General features: G+C 70.0%; 13 protein-coding genes and 1 pseudogene. 6 read left to right on the top strand and 8 right to left on the bottom strand.

Features of this window, described 5'->3' with window-relative positions; all coding sequences use genetic code 11:
• A pseudogene (locus D7Y15_RS09560) lies at window positions 1-397 on the bottom strand (hypothetical protein); the annotation flags it as partial.
• Between the two features lie 141 nt (window positions 398-538).
• On the opposite strand from D7Y15_RS09560, the gene D7Y15_RS44650 reads away from it, so the two are divergent.
• The 4 genes from D7Y15_RS44650 (at window position 539) to drmC (ending at window position 6,583) form a co-directional block, all read left to right on the top strand.
• Complete coding sequence (locus tag D7Y15_RS44650; RefSeq protein ID WP_158629027.1) at window positions 539-676, top strand: hypothetical protein; 138 nt, start codon at window positions 539-541, stop codon at window positions 674-676.
• An 81-nt stretch (window positions 677-757) separates the two neighbouring features.
• Complete coding sequence (gene drmA, locus D7Y15_RS09555; RefSeq protein ID WP_233604872.1) at window positions 758-4,072, top strand: DISARM system helicase DrmA; 3,315 nt, start codon at window positions 758-760, stop codon at window positions 4,070-4,072.
• Window positions 4,059-5,900 (top strand): DUF1998 domain-containing protein, encoded by a 1,842-nt coding sequence (gene drmB / locus D7Y15_RS09550; RefSeq protein ID WP_121752351.1) that lies wholly within the window; start codon window positions 4,059-4,061, stop codon window positions 5,898-5,900. Before drmA ends, drmB begins: the two co-directional genes overlap by 14 nt.
• The gene (gene drmC / locus D7Y15_RS09545) at window positions 5,897-6,583 is read left to right on the top strand and encodes a DISARM system phospholipase D-like protein DrmC (protein ID WP_121752350.1); all 687 of its coding nucleotides are present in this window, start codon (window positions 5,897-5,899) and stop codon (window positions 6,581-6,583) included. The genes drmB and drmC overlap by 4 nt, the downstream gene beginning before the upstream one ends.
• A 436-nt stretch (window positions 6,584-7,019) precedes the next feature.
• Here drmC and D7Y15_RS09535 read toward each other — a convergent pair whose 3' ends face one another.
• Window positions 7,020-7,529 (bottom strand): cytochrome P450, encoded by a 510-nt coding sequence (locus D7Y15_RS09535; RefSeq protein ID WP_233604871.1) that lies wholly within the window; start codon window positions 7,527-7,529, stop codon window positions 7,020-7,022.
• A 162-nt stretch (window positions 7,530-7,691) separates the two neighbouring features.
• Here D7Y15_RS09535 and D7Y15_RS09530 point away from each other — a divergent pair, with 162 nt between their 5' ends.
• A complete protein-coding gene (locus D7Y15_RS09530) occupies window positions 7,692-9,269 on the top strand; it encodes a hypothetical protein (protein ID WP_121752349.1) in 1,578 nt (525 codons plus the stop codon).
• A gap of 25 nt (window positions 9,270-9,294) precedes the next feature.
• Window positions 9,295-10,932, top strand: a complete 1,638-nt coding sequence (locus D7Y15_RS09525) for a hypothetical protein (protein WP_121752348.1) — start codon at window positions 9,295-9,297, stop codon at window positions 10,930-10,932.
• Window positions 10,933-10,937: 5 nt separating this feature from the next.
• Here D7Y15_RS09525 and D7Y15_RS09520 read toward each other — a convergent pair whose 3' ends face one another.
• From D7Y15_RS09520 to D7Y15_RS09495, 6 genes are all read right to left on the bottom strand, one after another.
• Window positions 10,938-12,137, bottom strand: coding sequence for a cytochrome P450 (locus D7Y15_RS09520; protein ID WP_121752347.1), 1,200 nt, complete (start codon window positions 12,135-12,137; stop codon window positions 10,938-10,940).
• Window positions 12,134-13,648: a condensation domain-containing protein gene (locus tag D7Y15_RS09515; RefSeq protein ID WP_121752346.1), complete on the bottom strand. Its 1,515-nt coding sequence runs from the start codon at window positions 13,646-13,648 to the stop codon at window positions 12,134-12,136. The genes D7Y15_RS09520 and D7Y15_RS09515 overlap by 4 nt, the downstream gene beginning before the upstream one ends.
• Window positions 13,645-18,789, bottom strand: coding sequence for a non-ribosomal peptide synthetase (locus D7Y15_RS09510; RefSeq protein ID WP_121752345.1), 5,145 nt, complete (start codon window positions 18,787-18,789; stop codon window positions 13,645-13,647). The genes D7Y15_RS09515 and D7Y15_RS09510 overlap by 4 nt, the downstream gene beginning before the upstream one ends.
• A 143-nt stretch (window positions 18,790-18,932) precedes the next feature.
• Window positions 18,933-19,244, bottom strand: coding sequence for a hypothetical protein (locus tag D7Y15_RS09505; protein WP_120576800.1), 312 nt, complete (start codon window positions 19,242-19,244; stop codon window positions 18,933-18,935).
• Window positions 19,241-20,113 (bottom strand): hypothetical protein, encoded by an 873-nt coding sequence (locus D7Y15_RS09500; RefSeq protein ID WP_121752344.1) that lies wholly within the window; start codon window positions 20,111-20,113, stop codon window positions 19,241-19,243. Before D7Y15_RS09500 ends, D7Y15_RS09505 begins: the two co-directional genes overlap by 4 nt.
• Window positions 20,110-20,676, bottom strand: coding sequence for a hypothetical protein (locus tag D7Y15_RS09495; protein ID WP_121752343.1), 567 nt, complete (start codon window positions 20,674-20,676; stop codon window positions 20,110-20,112). The genes D7Y15_RS09500 and D7Y15_RS09495 overlap by 4 nt, the downstream gene beginning before the upstream one ends.
• Between the last annotated feature and the right edge of the window lie 37 nt (window positions 20,677-20,713).

Here is a 20,713-nt window from a genome sequence, read left to right as displayed (position 1 = left end):
TCCTCACCAGGCCCGCCCCCGCGCCACCGCCCCACAGCCGCAGCCGCACAGGAGCCCCCACCTCCAGGGTGAAGACGCCTCGCCTCCTCACCAACCCACGAGGCTCCAGTTGGACGAAGCCCTCATCCTCGCCCGCGCCCCTTCGAGGCAGCAGCGTCAGCGACGTGGCCTCCATTCGCAGCCAGTGGGCCCACCGCGCGTCTTCGCCAGCGGTTGCCGGTGACGCGGGTTCCTCCTCGGAAGGCGCCGCTCCCGCTTCCCCACCGGCAGCCTCGGCCTGAAGGGCCTCCTCCAGCCTGCGCACGGCGGCATCGAAGGCCTCTGGGGCGACGGACTCCTGCGCCCCTCCTGCCCCGGGCAACAGCAGCAGCAAGACGACAGCCCAACTCCAATGCATGCCCATCGAGCCCTCCGTGGCAGACCCCAGCAGGGGCGCTCAGGACAGAGGTTCGTTGTTCGGTCCGACAAGGCGGAGGACCGGGTGGGGCATTGCACTGAAAAGTCACATACGACCCGGCCCGCCGGGGAATGGACAGACGTGCCACGCCACGCATCGGATGGCGCGCTGCGGGCGCTGGCGAAAGGACCGGAGCCCTTCCTCTACAAGGACCGCGACCACGGCGTCCGCCCGGAGGAGACCTTCATGCACCCATGGCTCCGCCGCCTCTGCCGGTGAGCCCCGCCCGGGTGACACCTTGAGCGGAATACGGCGTAGACTCGACGCGAAATGACGACGTCGAGCGGTGGCGCTGGGGCGGTGCGGTCGCACCTTATCGATGCACTGGAAGCGGAGCTCGTGGGGCCCTTCCGCAAACCTCCGGGAGCCGCGGTGTCGGACGCGACCGAGGTGCTCCGCGTCTCTCCGTCGCGCTGGTACCTCACGGGCTTCCTCGTCCCGCTGGACCAGGGGGAAATCGAGGACGAGCCCGACGAAGAGGACGACGAGCTGGGGGCGGGCGACGACGTGGACGACGAGGAGGCGTCCAAGGCGGACCCGACCGTCAAGAAGGTGCGCCACCTGCCGGCCTCCATGGGGCTGACGGTTTTCACCCCGCCCGCGACCCGGCAGCTCACGGCGCACGTCTGCTGGGCGGACTACCAGCAGATCGAGGTGGGGGACCGCAAGCACTGGAGCCGCAAGTTCTTCCAGCGCACCCTCCCCGTGCCCATGGACGACGCGGCGCTTCGCCTGGGGGTGGAGGTCCCGGACAGCCAGGGCCTGCGGCTGGAAGGCCGCGTGGAGAAGACCCCTGACGGGAACCTCGCCGCCGCCGTCTTCCTCGTGAACGCGCGCCAGGCCGCGCCCACCAGCAACGCGCGCGACACGGCCTATGTCTTCCAGACCCACCTCGCGCTGGAGTGCGACGAGGGCTTCATCGGCCGTCAGGATTCAAGCGACGAAGAGAGCCCGGATCGCGATGACCGCGTGAACGACCTCCAGTTCCGCGACCAGCGGGAGTGGGCGGTGGGCCACGGCGTGTCCGTGCGCGTGGACGCGGCCCTGCCCGTGCGGCGCGTGGAGACGGACTGGCTGCCGCGCGTCGAGGTGCTGCCGGTGGAGGCCCGCAAGCTGACCGACGACATCGTGGGGATGGAGCAGCTCGCCACGCTCGCGACCCCCACGGAGGCGGAGGTGGCGCTGCTCCCCCTGGTAGAGGCCTACCGGACATGGATCGGAGAACAGGCCTCCATCGACGTGGGCAGCATCCACCGGCAGGAGACGCGGGATGACCTCGTGCGCCGCGCGTACCTCGCGGCCACCCGCATCGAGGAAGGCATCCGGTTGCTGGTGCGCGAGCCGCTCGCCTTCGACGCCTTCCGCTGGATGAACAGCGTGATGGCGCAGGCCGAGCGCAAGGCACGACCGGACCGCGCCCCCGGGTGGCGCCTCTTCCAGTTGGCCTTCATCCTGCTGAACCTCCCGTCCGTGGAGGACGAGGCGCACGCCGACCGCGAGCAGGTGGAGCTCATCTTCTTCCCGACCGGCGGCGGCAAGACGCAGGCCTACCTGGGCCTCATCGCCTTCACGCTGCTGCTGCGCCGCCTGCGCGGGCAGTCGCGCGACGACAAGGGCCTGGGGGTGGCGGTGCTGCTGCGCTACACGCTGCGGCTGCTCACGCTCGACCAGCTCGGCCGCGCCGCGACGCTCATCTGCGCGCTGGACGTGCTGCGCCAGCAGGAGCCGAAGCGGCTGGGGGACGTCCGCTTCTCCATTGGCCTGTGGGTCGGCCGCTCCGCCACGGCCAACACGCTGGAGCAGGTCGCAACCCAGCTCACCGAGTACAAGAACGACAACAGTGCCCGGGCCCAGTCGCCCTTCCCGCTCGCGACCTGCCCCTGGTGCGGCGCCGACTTCGAACGGGACTGCTTCATCCTGCGGCCGTCCAGGACGAAGCCCGACGAGGTGCTGGTCGGCTGCGCGAACATCGAGTGCGCCTTCAACCTGGGCCGCAACCCGGAAGGGCTGCCGGTGCTCTTCGTGGACGAGCAGATCTACCGGGAGCTGCCGTGCTTCCTCGTCGCGACCGTGGACAAGTTCGCGCTGCTGCCCTGGCGGGGTGAGACGGGCCTCCTCTTCGGCCGGGCCCTGGGCCGCACCGGCAAACGCTTCGTGGGGCCCTGCGACGCCGCGCCCGCGCAAAGAGCGGCCCTCGTGAAGCTGCCAGGGGGGCTGCGGCCTCCGGAGCTCATCGTGCAGGACGAGTTGCACCTCATCTCCGGCCCCCTGGGCTCCATGGTGGGGCTCTACGAGGGGGCGGTGCTGACGCTGGCGCCCCGGGCCAAGCTGGTGGCCTCCACCGCGACGGTGCGCCGCTCCGAGCAGCAGGTGGGCCGCCTCTATGGGCGGACCGTGGCGCTCTTCCCGCCGCCCGGCGTGAACGCCTCGGAGACGTTCTTCGCCTCCGTGGGCAAGAAGGGCGCGCGCCAGTACCTGGGGGTCTGCGCGCCAGGCCGGGCCATGAAGGCCACCCTCCTGCGCGTCTACGTCAGCGTGCTCGCCGCCGCCGCATGGGGCGAGCAACGCCATGGCAAGGCGGATGCCGATCCGTACCTGACGCTCGTGGGCTACTTCAACAGCCTGCGCGAGCTGGGCGGCATGCGCCGGCTCGTCGAGGACGAGGTGCGGCGGCAGGTGATGAGCCGGGTCCAGCGCCGGCCGGAGGACTTCGGCAAGGAGGCCCCCCACCCCTGGTACGAGGGGCGGGCCCTCCGCGGTGAGCCCGTCGAGCTGACCAGCCGGGAGAAGACCGCGGACATCAAGGCCGCGAAGAACCGGCTGGACCTCGCGCACGGCGAGCCCCAGGGCATCGACGTCGTGCTCGCCAGCAACATGATCTCCGTGGGCGTGGACATCGACCGGTTGGGGCTCATGGTGGTGGCCGGACAGCCCAAGACGACCAGCGAGTACATCCAGGCGTCCAGCCGGGTGGGCCGCAACGCGGACAAGCCAGGTCTCGTGGTGACGTGTCTCAACGCCGCCCGGCCGCGTGACCGCAGCCACTACGAGCGCTTCGGGAACTACCACGAGTCGTTCTACCGCGCCGTCGAGGCCACCTCGGTGACGCCCTTCTCCGCGCCCGCGCTCGACCGCGGGCTCGCGGGCGTGGTGGTGGCGCTGGGCCGGCTGCTGAACACCGCCATGACCGCCCCGCTCGAATGGAAGTCACTCCAGGCGCACCGGAGCGACCTGGAGGCGAAGCTGGAGGAGTTCGCGAAGCGCGCCGGACGGAACCTGCCCAAGGAGGAGTCCGAGCGCGCCAGCGGCATCGTGATGCAGCGCGCACGCAGCCTGCTGGATTCGTGGCACACCCTCATTGAGCAGGCGAAGAAGGACGCCGCCCAGCGCGCGTACTCACGCCTGGACCCGGAAGGGAAGGGCTACCGGGCGCTGCTGCGCACCGCGCTGGACAGCCCTGACGACGGCCCCACGCAGGACGAGCTCAAGTTCGAGGCGCCCCTGTCCATGCGCGACGTGGAACCCGCCGTGCACCTGTGGATCCAGCGGCAGCCGCTCGGCGGCTACCGGTCCCCGAAGGCAGCGAAGGAGGAGGTGGCGGATGGCGAACCCTAGGAAGTGGTCGAAGGCCCGGTCGACGAAGCCCCCGAACGGCCGCATCCGCCAGAGCCAGGTGGTGTCCACCTTCGGTCCTGGCAGCATGCTGGACCTGGTGGATGACGCCGTGCTGGTGGGCGGGCTGGACTTCTGGCGGCTCAAGGGAAGCGGGGAGATCGTCAACGAACCGCGCCTCCTGGAGATCGTGGAGCCGCTCTTCCAGCGCAACAAGTGGCCGCTCAGCAAGGAGGCCCCCTTCCGAAAGCCGCCCGCGGGTGATGAACGGGAGGCGTCGGAGGGCTGCGGCATCCAGGTGTATGAGTTCCCGCGCTGGTTCGTCTGTCAGAACCCCCGGTGCCGGGCCATGGTCAAGGCCAACAGCCTGGAGCGGGTGAACCAGACGTACCGTCACCGGTGCCCGGGCGTGGAGTCGAAGCCGGAGCGTTGCGTGCCCGTGCGCTTCGTCGCGGCCTGCCGGCGCGGTCACCTCGCGGACATCGACTGGCCCTGGTGGATGCACGAGCATGCGCCCTGCGACGCGCCCCAACTGAAGCTGGAGGAAGGCGTCTCCGCGGACTTCAACGACATCCAGGTGTCTTGCACGACGTGCGGCAAGCGGCGGCGTCTGGTGGACATGACCGTGAAGGACCAGCAGCACCGCTGCGGGGGTGAACGGCCCTGGCTGGGTCTTGAGGCGAAGGAGCGCTGCGAGGAGAAACAGCGGCTGCTGATCCGCACCGCCAGCAACGGCTACTTCGCGCAGACCACGAGCGCCATCACCATCCCCGAACCGGAGTCGCTCCGGCGCAAGGTCCAGTCCGTCTGGAATGTGCTGCAGGTGGCCACCGCGGAGATGCTCCCCGCCTTCCGCAACATTCCCAACGTGAAGGAGGCCCTGGGCGACGCCACGACCGAGGAGGTCCTCGACGCCATCACAGCGGAGAAGGAGAACAGGCCCCCGGTGGTGCCGGAGATCCGGACCGCCGAGTGGCTCCAATTCCTCTCACAGCCGGAGGAGAAGCCCGGCGAGATGCCGAGGGACCGCGCCGAACTCTTCTGGGCCCGGCGCATCGCACGACCCAAGGGGCTGCCGTCCCAGGTCGAGCGCGTGGTGCTGGCAAGGCGGCTCCGCGAGGTGCAGGCGCAGGTCGGCTTCACCCGCCTGGAGCCGCTGACCAAGGACCTCCAGGGCCGCTACGACCTGGAGGTGGAACTCGCGCCCCTGTCGTTGCACCGGGACTGGGTGCCCGTCACGGAGATGCAGGGAGAGGGCGTGCTGTTGGTGCTCAGCGAAGAGCAGGTGCACCAATGGGAGCTCTCCGAACCCGTGCTGCAACGCACCCAGGTGCTGTTCAAGGCATGGGAGCGTTGGCAGAAGCATTCCAGGTCGAAGCTCCCCTTCCCGGGCGTCCGGCTCTACCTGCTCCACTCCTTGGCGCACCTTCTGATGACGGAGGTGGCGCTGGAGTGTGGCTATCCCGCCAGCTCCATCCGCGAACGGCTGTATTGCGCGCCGCATGACGCGGCCGTTCCCATGGCGGGCATCCTGTTGATGACGGGCACCACGGGCACGGAGGGGACCCTGGGAGGGCTGGTGGAGGAAGGCCGCCGCCTCGGGCGGCACGTCGCGCGGGCGTGGAAGGCGGCCCGCCTGTGCTCCAATGATCCGGTCTGCGCACACCACGACCCGGCGGGCCGCGACGACCGGAACCTGGAGGGGGCCGCCTGCCATGGCTGCCTCTTCGTTCCCGAGTGCTCCTGCGAGCGCTTCAACCAGTACCTCGACCGGGCCCTCGTCGTGCCCACGCTGGGCCACGAGGACGTCGCCTTCCTGAAGGAGCCATGAACCTGAGCCGCGTTTCGACACCCGACCTGGAGCGGCTCCAGGCGGCGCTCGCGGGCCACCGGCTCTCGTTTCCCCTGTCGCGCCTGGGAATCCAGGGCGAGGGGTTGGAGCTGCTCGCGGACGAAGCGCTGGCGTTGAATGCGCTCGGGCGCGACGCGGCCCTCGCCGTGCTGGACGCGGTCCTCGCCGAGCGGCGCAATGGCACTCGGCGACCCGAACTGGTCTGGACGGGCCCGGAGTCCCGCTGGAGCGGAGCCCGGGACACCGCCGTGGTGCTGGCCGACCTGTTCCGCGGGGCCACGACCACCGTCCTGCTGGCGGGGTTCGCGTTCGACCACGCGGCGGACGTGCTGAGGCCTCTTCACGAAGCCATGCAGCGGGGTGTGAGCTGCCGACTCTTCGCCGACGCCCCTGTCGCCACCGGGTTCCTGCGGGAGCACTGGCCGTTTGGCCCGCCCTTCCCGGAGCGATACGGCTTCGCGCCCGCGAAGGGCGTCTTCGCCAGCCTGCATGCGAAGTGCGTCGTGGTGGACGGGCGCCGGGTCTTCGTCACGTCCGCGAACTTCACCGACCGCGGTCAGACGCGAAACGTCGAAGTGGGCGTGCTGCTCGACGATGCCCATCTGGCCGCGGTGCTGGAAGCCCAATTCTTCACGGGTGGATGGTTCACCCGGGTTTCTTGAAGGGCGCCCCTTCAGCTCGGGGTGCTCGAAACGTCCGTCGGCGTCGCGGCCTGCGTCTCCGTGTGACGGGGCAGCCAGACGTTCCCTCAAGCGGGGGCAGAGCCAAAGCCGGAAGAGGCGAGTGAGACGCCTGAGGCAGCGGCGAGGCAGGAGCCGGCCCAGGAGCGCACGCCGCGGCGGGATGGGGTCGGACTGCTGCCCAGGAGCTTCGTGCGACGTGTTCGCATGCTGCAGGTGTGGAGGCAGGCATAAGAGTGCTGGCGTATCTGAAGGCTCGCGGTGGGGTGCGTGCCATCCTGGAGCTCCTGGGACTGCCCACGCAGCCTGGGAGGCTGGCCCCGGCGCGGGGGCCACTCCAGACCTCGCGGTGTTGAGTCATCAGCAGCAGTAGCCCATCGCCTGCCGCCTTCTCTTGGGAGGGCGGCTTCTGTTGCGCCTACCAGGTGACGGGCAGCTCGTGCACGCCGAGCAGGTTCTCATCCTTCTTGAAGCGGATCTCCTCCGGCGGCACGGCCAGCCGCAGCGTGGGGATGCGCTGGAAGAGCGTCTTGAAGACCACCTCGAACTCGATGAGCGACAGCGCCCGCCCCGTGCACAGGTGGATGCCATGGCCGAAGGCGAAGTGACGGTGCACCTCGCGTTGGAGGTCCAGCCGGTCCGGATCCTCGAAGACCGTCTCGTCGCGGTTGGCTGAATCCGGCTGGGCGAGGATGCCTTCACCGGCGCGGATGAGCTGGCCTCCAATGGTGACGTCCACCGTGGCCACGCGTTGCCGGCCCAGGTGCGAGACGTTGACGAAGCGCAGGAGCTCGTGGACGGCCGCGGTGATGGCCGCCGGGTCCTCCATCGCGCGGAACCTGGCCAGCTGCGCCGGGTCGAGCAGCAGCGCCAGCGTGCCCAGGCCGAACATGTACGCGGGCGGCCCCTGGCCCGCGTGCGGATCCACGCGGCGTCAGTCGCGCCGCCGGCCTGCCGTCTTGAAGTCGGACACGGTGGCCGTGGCAATCCCAGGCGCTCTTCGGCTAGGGTGTTCCCCGTCCCGGGAGCCCATGAGATGTCTTTGAAATCACGTTCGCTGTCTGCCTTTCTCGCTTCTTGGTGTCTGTTCATGGGCTCGGGGTGCGAGTCCACTCCGGATGAGCAGCCTCCCCTGTCGGACGCGGGCCCGAGCGTGGATGCGGGAGGCGACGCGGGTCTGGATGCCGGTGTGGACGCGGGGTCGGGTGCGGACGCGGGCCTGGATGCCGGTGTGGACGCGGGGGCCGATGCGGGCCCGGACGACGGGCCCGAGGAGCCCCCGCCGCCGGGCGTTCCGGAGGGCCACACGTTCCTGCGCCCGTCCGCGACGCGCGTTCGCACCGTGGCGTGGACGGACCCCCAGGTCACTCTCCGCTTCGCCTTCCTGGGACAGGTCGGGCGCCACTACGACTTCCTCATCGAGGAGTACCAGCGGTGGATCATCATGACGTTGAAGGACCCGTCCGGAGCCGTCCTCGAACGCCGGGAAGGCTTCTCCGGGGCTCTCCCCGTGACCACGCACTGGTCGGGGTTCACCCAGGAGGGCTTCTACACGCTGGAGGTCTCGACGGAGCCGTTCGAGTTCCCCCGGAACCTTGTCTTCCGCTTCGTGGATCAGGGGCCGGACGCTCACGGTGACCTGCTCACCACGGCATACCCCTGGCTCCCCTCGGAGCAGCCCCTGATGGGGCAGGGGGAGCACCCGGGGGAGCGCGACGTGTTCTCGTTCTCCACCGTGGCGGGCCACGTCTATTCGATGGACTGCGACTTCGCGCACCAGGGCTGGTGGCTGTCCTTCTTTGATCCGGTCCTGAGCTACGCCGTCAGCGAGGTGAGCGGCGCGAACTTCACGGAGCTGCAGGCCTCCACGGCCTTCAAGGCCCCAGCGGAGCGGTTCCTCGCCATGGTCCGGGCCAACAACTCCCTGGTGGCCCCGTCCCCTTCCGCCTACCAGTGCCGGCTGAAGGACGAAGGAGCGGAGGACCACGGTGAGCGCATGGAGACCGCGACCGCGCTCGCCGAGGGGACGACCTCCGTCGCGGGGCGGCTCGACTTCCGTACGGACTTCGACGTCTTCGCCCTGAGCGTCCAGCCCGGACACCACTACCGCGCGACCTGCGAACCCAGCGCCACGCCGCCCGACTGTCGGGTCCTCGCGGCGGCGCCGGGCGACGATTTCGACGGGTTCGACGACATCGTCCTGGCCTTCAAGCCGGCCGGGACCTCCCACTACGTGGGGGTGCAGGGGGACCGGGTCCTGCGAGCGCGGTGGACGTCCGCCCCCTACACGCTCCGGTTCGAGGACCTGGGCCTGGACGACCACGGCGACACGCGGCAGACCGCGACGCCGCTGACCGGACCGTCGCAGACCGTCACCGTGCACATCTCTGATTTCATCGACGCGGACTACCTCTCCTTCCAGGCCGTCGCCAACGGGCGCTATCGCCTCAGCGGCGACTGGAGGGACACGTCGACCGGGGAGCAGCTGTTCTCAACGCTCTACGATGCGCAGGGGCGCTCCATCCGGGCACCCGGGCAGCACGTCGGCTCGCGCTGGGTGAAGGAGTTCACCCTGCCCACGGCGGGGACCTACTACTTCGCGATGACCGCCTATCTGCGAGAGAACCTCGTCGACCACACGGTCCTCTTCGAGGTCCTGGACCCCTGACATGCCCATTCCAGGAGCCCCTGTCATGAACGTGAAGCAGCGGTGGCGGTCCATCTTCCTCCTGTCCGGCGGGCTCATCCTCGGTGCGGGATGCAATTCCACGCCGGAGCCTCCGCCGCTCGTGCTCGACGCCGGCACGGACGCGGGGGCGGATGCGGGCGTGGACGCCGGTCCGGACGCGGGGAGTGAGCCGGAGCCGGACGCGGGGAACGTCGCCTGCGCGGACGACGGGCCGGTCGGGGACCCGGGGGACGCGGGCGTGCCGGATGGCGCCACGCTGCTGACGCCCTCGGACGAAGTGCACACCATCACCTGGCCGCCCGGAGGGGGCGTGCCGGTGCACTTCGCCTTCGTCGCCCGGGGATGTCGGCACTACGACCTCACGGTGGAGCCGGGGAGCCTGGGCTACTCGGTGGTCCTGCGGGATGCCGCGGGCACGCGGCTCGACTCCGCCGACCAGTACAGCGACAGCACCAGCTATCCCCCCAGCCCGCGGCATTGGTCCGGGCTGGAGCGCGGCGCCATGCACACGTTCTATCTGCTCCCGCTCAACAGCCACCCCCGCGTGCCGTTCCAGTTCCGCCTGGTGGACCGCGGGGCGGACGACCACGGGGACCTGCTCCTCCGGGCGACGCCTTGGACGCCGTCGGAGAAGCCCTTCACGGGCTACGGCGAGCACTGGCGCGAGAGGGATCTGCTGTCGTTCGAGACCACCGTGGACCACGTCTACGCGCTCGGCTGCGCCTTCCCGAACACCTCCTGGGAGCTGCGGTTCCTCAACGGCCAGGAGAAGTCCCAAGGCGTCGCGTATGACGTCAACGACCGGGAGACCGAAGGCGAAGCCCGCATCAAATCCCTGGGGGGCACCTACTATGCCTCCATCCAGGCCAACTCCGTCTTCGAGCCGTCCCGCCCCTACACCTGCGTGCTGAACGACCTGGGACGGGAGGACCACGGGGACACTCCGGAAGCGGCCACCCCGGTCCCGGCGGGCACCGCGTCCGTGCAGGGGAAGATCGAGGTGCTCGGAGACCGGGACGTCTTCGCCCTCTCCGTCCAGCCCGGGCACCACTACCGGGTGTCCTCCGCCCTCAGGGGACAGAGCCAGGGCAGGATCCAGGACGCGGCGCCGGGGGGCCCTTTCGGCACCCATCCCGCTTCCGCGGGCATCCCCGCCTCGACGTCCTTCAAGGCGTCCCAGGAGACGCACTACGTGGAGATGACGGGCACGCCCGCGCTTGAAGCGAAGTACGTGACGGGGAACTACACGCTCCAGGTGGAAGACCAGGGCCTGGACGACCACGGGGACACCCTGGACACGGCGACGCCCATCCCGGACGGTCCCCAGACGCTGTCCTTCCGGATCGCCAACGTCATCGACCACGACGTCTACACGTTCCAAGCCATCGCCGGACGTCGCTACCAGCTCGACTGCCCCTGGAAGGTGTCGGGCGCGAAGCACCGGCCGGCTGTGGGCTTCCGCGACGCGAAGGGGGCGGTCCAGGCGTTCACCCTGGAGGAGCAGGAGGACGTGCGCTGGCGGGCTGTCTTCACCGCGCCCCAAAGCGCCACCTACGCGCTCGAGTTCTGGTCAGACTTCATCGCGTCGCCGGGGACGGTGCTGGGAGACATGGACTGTCGCTTCGAGGCCCTGGCCCCCTGATGCGCCTACCAGGTGACGGGCAGTTCGTGCACGCCGAGCAGGTTCTCATCCTTCTTGAAGCGGATCTCCTCCGGTGGCACGGCCAGCCGCAGCGTGGGGATGCGCTGGAAGAGCGTCTTGAAGACCACCTCGAACTCGATGAGCGACAGCGCCCGCCCCGTGCACAGGTGGATGCCATGGCCGAAGGCGAAGTGACGGTGCACCTCGCGTTGGAGGTCCAGCCGGTCCGGATCCTCGAAGACCGTCTCGTCGCGGTTGGCTGAATCCGGCTGGGCGAGGATGCCTTCACCGGCGCGGATGAGCTGGCCTCCAATGGTGACGTCCACCGTGGCCACGCGTTGCCGGCCCAGGTGCGAGACGTTGACGAAGCGCAGGAGCTCCTGGACGGCCGCGGTGATGGCCGCCGGGTCCTCCATCGCGCGGAACCTGGCCAGCTGCTCCGGGTCGAGCAGCAGCGCCAGCGTGCCCAGGCCAAACATGTACGCGGGCGGCCCGTGGCCCGCGTAGAACAGCGCATGGAACATGGCGGCGGCATCCGGGGCGCTCAGCTTGCCCGTCGCCACCTGCTCGGACACGACGCGACCGATGAGCGTGTCCGTGGGCTCACGCAGGTTCGCCTCCACCAGCGCCAGGAAGACCTCATCCAGTCCGGCCAGCGCCGCCGTCGCCTCCTCGCGTGACGAGGCCCGGGAGCCGATGGTCCGACTGAGGACGTGCAGGCGCTCCGCGCCGTCATGGGGCACCCCGAGCAGGTCGCAGATGACGCGGATGGCGACGGGCAGCGCGAACGCGGCCATCAGGTCCACCGGATGCGGGCCCGCCAGCATCGCGTCGAGCGCCTCATCCACGGTGCGCTGGATTCGCGGCCGCAGGGCCTCCATCCGCCGGGGCAGGAACTCCTGCACGAGCATGGCCCGCTGCACCCGGTACTCCGCGTCCGGGCGAAAGAAGAAAGGCAGGGTCCGCTCCTGCCGGGCCGCCGAGGAGGCGGAGATGTGCGGGAACCCTGGCAGCGTGGAGTCCAGGACCATCCGGGTATCGCTCAGGACCGCGAGCACGTCCTGATAGCGACTGATCAACCATGCCGTGTTGCCGTTGAACAGCCGGACCGGACACACCGGGGCCTCCTGCCTCAACCGCTTGTAGTCGGCGGGAGGCTCCAACGGATGCTGCCAGTCCTTGGGAAACGGATAGGAATTGCTCATCGGGAAGCTCCTGTTCGTGTCAGCAGGGCTGCGGCGCCCGCCACGGTGGGATGCTGATACAGCTCACGCAATCCCAGGTCCCGGTCCAGCTCGGTCCGGACCCGGGCCGCGATTTCAATCAGCTGAAGGGAATGGCCGCCGAGCCGGAAGAAGTCGTCGTACGGGTCGACCGAAGCGACCTTCAGCACGTCGGCGAAGATGCGGGCCAGGTGTGCCTCCGTCGCGCTCCGGGGCGGACGCAGGCTCGTCACGCGTGCGTCGGGGCTCAAGGTCCGCAGGACCTCTTCGTAGGCCTCCAGCAGACCTTCGATGAACGCGAGGTCGAAAAGACTCTCATCGAATTCGGCCCACACCGTGCACAGGCCATCGGAGCGCTCCTCGACCCGCAGGGTGAGCTCGAACTTCGCGGAGGGGAGGTCCAACAGCAGCTCCGTCACCTCGCAGCCGTGCAGGGCCAGCGCTCCCGCCGTGTGGGGCGGATGGTAGGCGAAGTTCACCTGGACCACCGGAGACCGCGTGGGGTCCCTGGGAGGCGACAGGTCCTCCACGAGCTGCTCGAAGGGCAGGTCCTTGTGTGCGTATGCGTCCGCGCTGGAAGCGGCCACCCTCGTGAGCAGCTGGCGGAAGTCGGGGTCGCCGCGCAGGTCCACTTCCAGCACGACGGTGTTGACGAAGAACCCGAGCACGCGCTCGACCTCGGGCAGGTCCCGGTTGGCCACGGCCAGCCCCAGCAACACCCGCTCACGTCCCGCACGCTGACCGAGCACGAGGCCACACGCGGCGGCCAGCACCGTGAACACCGTCTGACGTTCAGCGCTCGCAAGGGCGTGCACGGACCGGGCAATGGCGGCGGGCAGCACGCGATGCGCACGGCGTCCCTGGCCCAGCGCGGGCCGCGGGGAGACGAGGTCCAGGAAGAGGGGGACGCCGGACAGCCGCTCCCGCCACCAGCACGACAGGGACTCGCGCCGTGAAGCGGTGAGCTGTTCGCGCTGCCACGCGGACCAGTCCACGTACTGCACGGGCAGCTCGGACAGGCCCGTGGGTTCGCCCAGGACCGCCGCGCGGTAGGCGACGGCCAGGTCCTCGGAGAAGACCTGAAGCGACCCGCCGTCCGCCACGAGCAGGTGCAGCGCGAAGACCAGGAAGTGCGTCCCGTGCTCCAGCCGGAGCACGGTGAGCCGCAGCAGCGGTCCGTGCTCCAGGTCGAACGAACGGGCCGCCTCTGCTTGCGCGTGGCGCAGGGCCTCCGCTTCGGTCGCCACGTCCACGACGTGGAGAGATGCCTCTCCATGCGACGAGAGATGCTGCTGCGTTCCCAGGGGGAAGACGGTCCGCAGCGGTTCGTGCCGGGCCACCAGCACGTCCAGGGCCTCCCGCAGGGCTCGCAGGTCCAGCGGCCCCGCCACACGGTGGCAGCGGACCGTGGCGTGGGCCGCGCCGGTGGGGTCCATCCGGTGCAGGAAGCACAACCGCTGCTGGGCGAAGGACATCGGAAACGCGGTCGTCATGCGCGAGGCAATCGCTTGATGGTGGTGGAGGCGACCGGCGCCACGGTGAGCGCGTCGGCCAGCTGCGCGACGGTAGGCCCCATGAGGATGGTCGCGAGCCCGACCTCGCGCCCCATCATCCGACTCAGCCGAGAGGCCAGCCGCATCGCCTGCAAGGAATGCATGCCCAGCGCGAGCAGGCTCTCGTGGACATCCACCCGGATCACACCCAGCAACTCCGCGACCACCGCCGCGATGCGGACCTCGGTTTCGGTCCTGGGCGCCGTGAAGGGCGCTTCAAAATTCCGTGGGGTCGAGGTGGGCAGCCGGGAGCGGTCCACCTTTCCGTGCGGGGTCAACGGCCACGCCTCCAGGACCACGACCTCCGAGGGCACGAGGTGTCCCGGCAGCCTGCGCGCCAGGTCCTCGCGCACGGCCTGCGCGGCCACCGCGACTCCCGGCTCGGCCACCACGTAGCCCACGAGGCGGGGCTCCTCCGCGCGCGAGTCGATGACCGCGAGGGTGTCCGCCACGCCGGGATGTTCGGCCAGGGCTGCGCGCACCTCCGCCGGCTCCACCCGGAAGCCCCGGACCTTCACCTGCTCATCGCGGCGGCCCAGGAACTCGATGATGCCTCCCGGAAGCCACCGGCCCAGGTCTCCGCTGCGGTAGAGCCGCCCGCCAGGATGCGTCGCGAGCGGATCCGGCACGAACCGCTCCGCGGTGAGCTCCGGCCTGCCCCGGTACCCCCGCGCGAGACCATCCCCTCCGATGCAGATCTCCCCCACGGCGCCCGGCGGCGCCACCTGCCCGGCCGCGTCGAGCACGACGACGTGGGCATTGAACAGCGCCCGGCCGATGGGCACGTTCGTGGCCTCCGGATCATGCCCTTCGTCGAGCTTGTAGGCGCTGGCCATGACGGTGGCCTCCGTGGGGCCATAGGCGTTCGTCAGCTTCGTGAAGCCTGCTCGCTGAAGCGTGCGGAACGCCTCCGGGGGAAAGGCCTCCCCGCCCACCATCACCCGGTCCAGCGCGGCGAAGGACTCCGGGGCCTCCGCCGCCAAACGCGGCAACACCACGGGGGGAATCACCGCATGCGTGATGCGCTCCTCGATGAGGCACCGGGCCAGCGTGGGCACGTCCCAGACCGGCGGCAGGAAGTGGACCGCGGCGCCGTTCAACAGCGCCCCCCAGACCTCCAGCACCGAGACATCGAAGGAGACCGACGCCATCGCCAGCATCGTCTTGCCCGGTCCCAGGTCCTCGGCCAGGGCCGTGCGGTGCAGGAGCGACACGACCGAGCGGTGTTCGATTTGAACGCCCTTGGGCTTGCCCGTCGAACCGGAGGTGTAGAGGACGTAGGCCAGGTCCGACGGACTTCCAGAGGGCAACGGCGGACCGGACTTCGAGGGAAGGTCGTCCAGCACGATGGTGGGGAGGCAGGTGAGCCGGTCCGACAGCGCCGCCGTGGTGACCAGGGCGTGGGGGGCCCCGGCATCCTGGACGAGCGACTCCAGGTAGGCCGGTGGCGCCTTCGGATCCAACGAGAGGAAGGCCGCCCCCGCCATGAGGCTTCCCAGCTGGGCCACGACCAGCTCCGCCGAGCGGTGGATGCACACCGCCACCAGCGCCCCCCGGCCAACCCCCAGGCCTCGCAGGTGGTGCGCCAGGGTCTCCGCCCTGCGCGTCAGTGCCTCGTACGTCAGCACGGAAGCACCCGCCTTCACCGCCGGAGCGTCGGGCGCGAGCCGGGTCCAGTGCGCCAGCAGCGCATGCACCCGATACGAGGGAGCCTCCGTCCTGGCGCCCACGCTGACGAGCGCGCGCTGTTGCGCTTCGTTCATCAAGGCCAGCCGGGACACGCGGGTGTCCGGCGCGGCGGTGATGGAGCGCAGCAGCTGCTGGTACGCGGACAGCATCCCGGTGATGAAGAAGTCCTCGAAGAGGTCGGAGTCGAACTCCCACGAGAGCAGGATGCCGCTCAGGGAGGACCGGGGACTGGAGCGCACGGTGCTGTCGGAGCGGGGAATGGTTACCAGGTCCCCGGCGAACCGGCTGATGTGTCCCGGTTCGGCGTAGAGGGGCACCGCGACGACGGACAGCTCGAACTTGGCGGAACCATTGCTCAGTCCCTCGACGATGGTGACGTCGAGCGGGGACGCTTCGAGCGAGCCCACTGACGAGTCATGGAAGTTGAACATCGTCTGGATCAACGGATTGAGCCCGCCCTGAAGCCGCGCGGGTGACTCCGCGAAGATGTGCTCGTACGGCAGCTCCTGGTGGTCGAAGACCTCCAGCGCGTTGCGCCGCACCCGCGCCAGGAACTCCGTGAAGGAGGGGTCCTCGTGCAGCTGTCCGCGCAGCACCACCGTGTTGACGAGCATGCCCAGCAGGCTCTCCGTGTCCTGCCAGCGCCGGTTCGCGACCGCGGTTCCGACGAGGAGGTCCCGCGAACCGGTGTAGCGGTGCAGCAGGACGAAGAACGCCGCGAGGAGCGTCGTGAAGAGGGACGTGTGGTTGCGGTCCGCCAGGTCCTGCAACCGGCGCGCGAGCTCCGCGTCCAGCTCCATCCGAGGCGCCACCCCACGGAAGCGCCGGGTCCCGGACAACGCGCGGCGCGGGAGCTGGAGCTGCGTCTGCGCGCCCTCCAGGGACTTGCGCCAGAAGCGGCGCTGCACATTCGCGGCCTCCGTGCCCACCCACTCCCGCTGCCAGCGAGCGTAGTCGTAGTACTGCACGGACAGCGGAGGGCGGCGCACCTGTCCGTGGCGCACGTGGTCGGCGTAGCCGTTGAGCAGCTCGCGGACGAAGACGTTGAACGACCAGCCGTCATGCACGACGTGGTGCTCGACGTGCACGAAGAGGTGCTCCTCTTCGCCCACCTTCAGGAGCCGCCAGCGGAACGGCCGGCCCTCCGCCAACACGAAGTGCGTCTGGACCGCCTCGCGAACCGCCTCGCCCACCCGCGCTTCCAGCACGTCCTCGCCCACGCCACTGAAGTCCTGGAGGGGCACCTCCACCGCCCAGGGCGGCTCCAGTTCGCAGCGCAGCTCCCCATCCACCTCCGGGAAGCGGGTGCGCATCACGTCGTGGCGGCGGACGATGTCCGTGAGGCTCGCGTGCAGCGCGGCGATGTCCAGGGCCCCCGCCAGCCGGAAGACGGCTTGCGTGTGGTAGGCCCGCGCGTCCGGGTTGAGCTTGTGCATCAACCACACGCGCTCCTGGCCAAACGACGGAGCGATGGAGGCCCCCGCCTCGCCTCCGCGAGGGCCCAGGTCCACCCCACCCTGCCCCTGCTTCAAGCCGGCCGCGAGCTGGGCGACCGTGGGCGACTGGAGCACCGCGCTCAACTCCAGCTGCGCGCCCAGGACGCGGCGCACGCGGGCGACGAGCTGGGTCGCGAACAACGAGTGTCCGCCCAGTTCGAACAGGTCGTCATGCCGCCCCACCCGCTCCATCCCGAGCAGCGCCGCCGCGATGGCCGCCAGGGCCTCTTCGGCGGGAGATTCCGGAGGCTGGTAACCGGTCCGCTCCATCCGCTGGGGACGGGGCAGCCGGGCCCGGTCCACCTTGCCGCTCGTGTTCAGCGGCCACGCGTCCACCACCACCATCACGTCCGGCACCAGATAGCCGGGCAGCCGGCGGCGCAGCTCCGCGCGCACCGCGTCGCCTGACAGCACCGCGCCAGCGACCGGCATCACGTAGCCCAGCAGCCGCTCCCCCGTGCCGTCGACGAGCGCCACTGCGTCCCGCACGTCCGGCAGCGAGGCCAGGGCCGCCTCCACCTGGCCCAGTTCGATTCGTGCGCCGCGGATCTTCACCTGGTCGTCGCGGCGGCCCAGGAACTCCAGCGTGCCGTCCGGCAGCCACCGGCCCAGGTCGCCGCTGCGGTACAGCCGTCCTCCCGGCAGCGGGCCGAACGCATCCGGAATGAACCGCTCGGAGGTGAGGCCCGGCAGGCCCAGGTAACCGCGTCCGACCCCGTCGCCTCCGAAGCACAGCTCCCCGGGGACTCCGTCGGGGACGGGGTGCAGGTGCTCATCGAGCAGGACCACGTGGTAGTTCGAGATGGGGCGGCCAATGGGCACGCGCTCGCCGTCCACGGAGCGCACGGCCTGGAGCGTGCTGGCCACCGTCACCTCCGTGGGGCCATAGCCGTTGATGAAGCGGTGCTGCGAGCCCCACTGCCGGACGGTCTCCGGCAAGCACACGTCCCCCACGCTCATCAGCATCTGGAGGTCGGGGAAGCCTCCTGGCCGCAGCGTGCGAAGGACCGTCGCGGGCAGCACCGCGTGGGTGATGCGCCGGCGCACCAGCACCTGGGCCAGCGGCTCGCCGGAGAGCTGTGCCGCCTCCAGGGTCTCCAGCCGCCCGCCGTTGGGCAGTGCCAGCAGGACGTCGAACAGGGACGCGTCGAACGACGGGTGGAAGTACTGGAGCGCGCGCGTGTCCGGCCCCAACGCGCCCAGGAAGTCCCGCTGGGCGTGCAGGAGGTTGGCGACCCCGCGATGCTCGCTCATCACCAGCTTGGGCTCACCCGTCGAACCGGACGTGCAGATGATGTACGCGAGGTCCTCCGGAACGAGCACCGCGTCGTCCTCCCGCGACGCGACGGAGCCCGCGTCGGCCCCTGCATCCAGGAAGGCGACCCCTGGCACCGCGCTGTCCGGCGAGAAGCCCACCACGAGCGCCGCACCGACCTTGCGAACGATGTCCTCCCGCCAGGCCCGCGGATGCGATGGCGACAGCGGAAGATAGGCCGCGCCCACCTTCCAGACCGCGAGCGCGAGCTCAACGAAGGAGGGGCCCCGGTCCAGCACGAGCGTGACCACGTCACCCCGTCCGATACCGCGGGCTCGCAGGTGCGAGGCCAGGGCTCGGGTGCGCGCGTCCAGCCGCGCATAGGTTGTTTCAGTGGTCCCGTCCGAGAGCGCCACGCGGTCCGCATGCAGCCGGCATTGCTCCTCGATGACATCCACCACCGAGCGCCATGGACCGTGGTCGACCCGGGAGTCCGGGACGCGCGCAGCCACGGCTCCGCCCTCCCGCGCCACCGCTGTGTTCCGGCCTTCCAGCGCCCAGGGGCTCTTGCGCCGCAAGCTGGCCAGCAGGCGTTCGTATTCGGTTCCGGTGACCCGGGAGGAAGGGGGCGTGGAGGTCATGAGAGGGCTCCTGATGCAATGACTTGCACCTGGGCTCTCCGCGCGGAGGCTCGCCGCCCGGCAGCCCGGTATCCCGGACCTCTAGCACGCGAAAAAACACCGCGGTGCCCTCATTCGGAAACATCCCAAGCGGGCCCGCTGCTTCAGAGCACGTCGTTCTCCACCAGCGTGGCGAAGATGCCCAGGCCCAGGAAGGCCACGCCCAGCACGATGTAGAGCACTGCCATCCCGAGGGCCCGGCCCCCCGTCGCCTCCATGTGGGGCGAAGGGTAGGGATCCAACGGGTTCTTCGGCAGCTGCGAATGCATGGCCTTGCCGAGCAGGCCCGGCCAAGCCCCGGAATGGGCGGGGTTCACGACCGTCATCCGCTTGCGCACCAGGGCCCGCACACCGGACACGAGGAAGAACAGGCTGAAGCCCCCGGTGATGATGAGCACGGCTGGATTGAATTTCATGGAACGGGAGCTTCCTCGGAGCCGGATCCAGCGTGCAAGCCACGGCCGTATGCCGCGACTCGCTGGCCGCGCACCTGGAGCCAGAGTGGCACCTCCATCGTCTTCGCGTGCCACGTCCCGTGCTCCCACAGCCCGTCCTCGCCCCAGCAATCCCCATGGTCCGCCGTGACGAGGATGGTCGCCTCGCTGAAGGCATCGAGCAGCGGCGCGAGCCGGGCGTCGATGAACTCCAGGCAGGAGCGCTGTCGCGACTCGCAGAGCGCACGGCTGTTGGTCTGGCCATAGGGAACGCAGGGGTTCTCCCCAGGGCTCCAGGAGGCCCCTTCATGCCAGTAGGGCACATGCGTCTCGCCGGCATTGAGGAAGCAGAAGGCGGGAGCGTCGCCGGTGGCAAGTTCCTTGGACAGCCACGCCAACTGGCTGCCCAGCGCGGAGGGTTCTCGCGGGTAGAAGAAGCGCTGGAAGTCCTGGCAGAGCCAAGCCCCGGTGGGTGTGCCGGGGTCGAACCAATCGACAGCGCCCGTGCCCACCGTGCGGTAACCGAGCTGGCCGAACCCGTCGATGATGCTGCGCCCCGGCAACAGGAAGCCGTCCCGGGGCGTGGCGCGGACCTTTCCATTCACCAGCCGGAAGAGGCGTCCCCACTTCGGGTCGAGGAAGGGCTGCTTCAGGCCCGGAACGCCCGGCGTGGTGCCCACCCACATGGCCGCGTGCGAGGCGAACGTGAAGTGGGCCGGTGCCATGGCCCGGATGGGCAGGCCCAGCCGGGACAGCGAGGAGCAGGTGGCCCGCACGGCCGTGTCATAGCGAAGCGAGTCCAGCGTCACGAGCAGCACGCTCTCCGGCGGCAGCTTGCGAAGCTCCGTCATGGGCAGCCTCGGGAGGCGGGCTCCTGCACCAACTCCATGAAGCGCTGGTGCAGGATTTCAAATGAGGCCACTGCCTCCAGCCGCTCGGCACGCCAACCCGGCGGGCCCTCCCAGAAGCCCTGCGCCTGGTCCTGCTCAAGCATCCTCCTGCCGTCCTCGTCGATGACATTGGAGGAAACCGGCGGATTCCAGTCCGGCCACGGAGTGTCCGGCTTCTGGCGTGCGGCAAGCCGCTCGAGCCTGCGCGCATGCGGCATGGCCAGCCAGACGGTGAGCAGCGGGATGGCGCGCTCCTGAAACGCCTGCCGGACGGCGGCCCGGTGGATGCCGGAGCCGGAGAACTCGAAGATGCCCCGGGGCGTGCGCGAGCAGGCGCGGAGAAACCAGGCCCTGGCGAAGTATTCCCCTGCGACAGTGCCGTCACCGTGCTCGCGGCGGAAGCCGTCGATGTGGACGTGGGGCAACTCCCAGCGGGAGCACAGGGCCTGCGCAAGCGTGGACTTCCCCACTCCAGAGAGCCCAATGAGGAGGATGCGCGGCGGCACGGCGACTGATCCGGACATTTCCAAATTCCTCCCCACGGCGGCAGGCACATCATCC

Source organism: Corallococcus sp. AB030 (assembly GCF_003668965.1).
GTDB lineage: Bacteria > Myxococcota > Myxococcia > Myxococcales > Myxococcaceae > Corallococcus > Corallococcus exiguus.
This window is presented reverse-complemented; position numbering and strand designations above follow the sequence as displayed.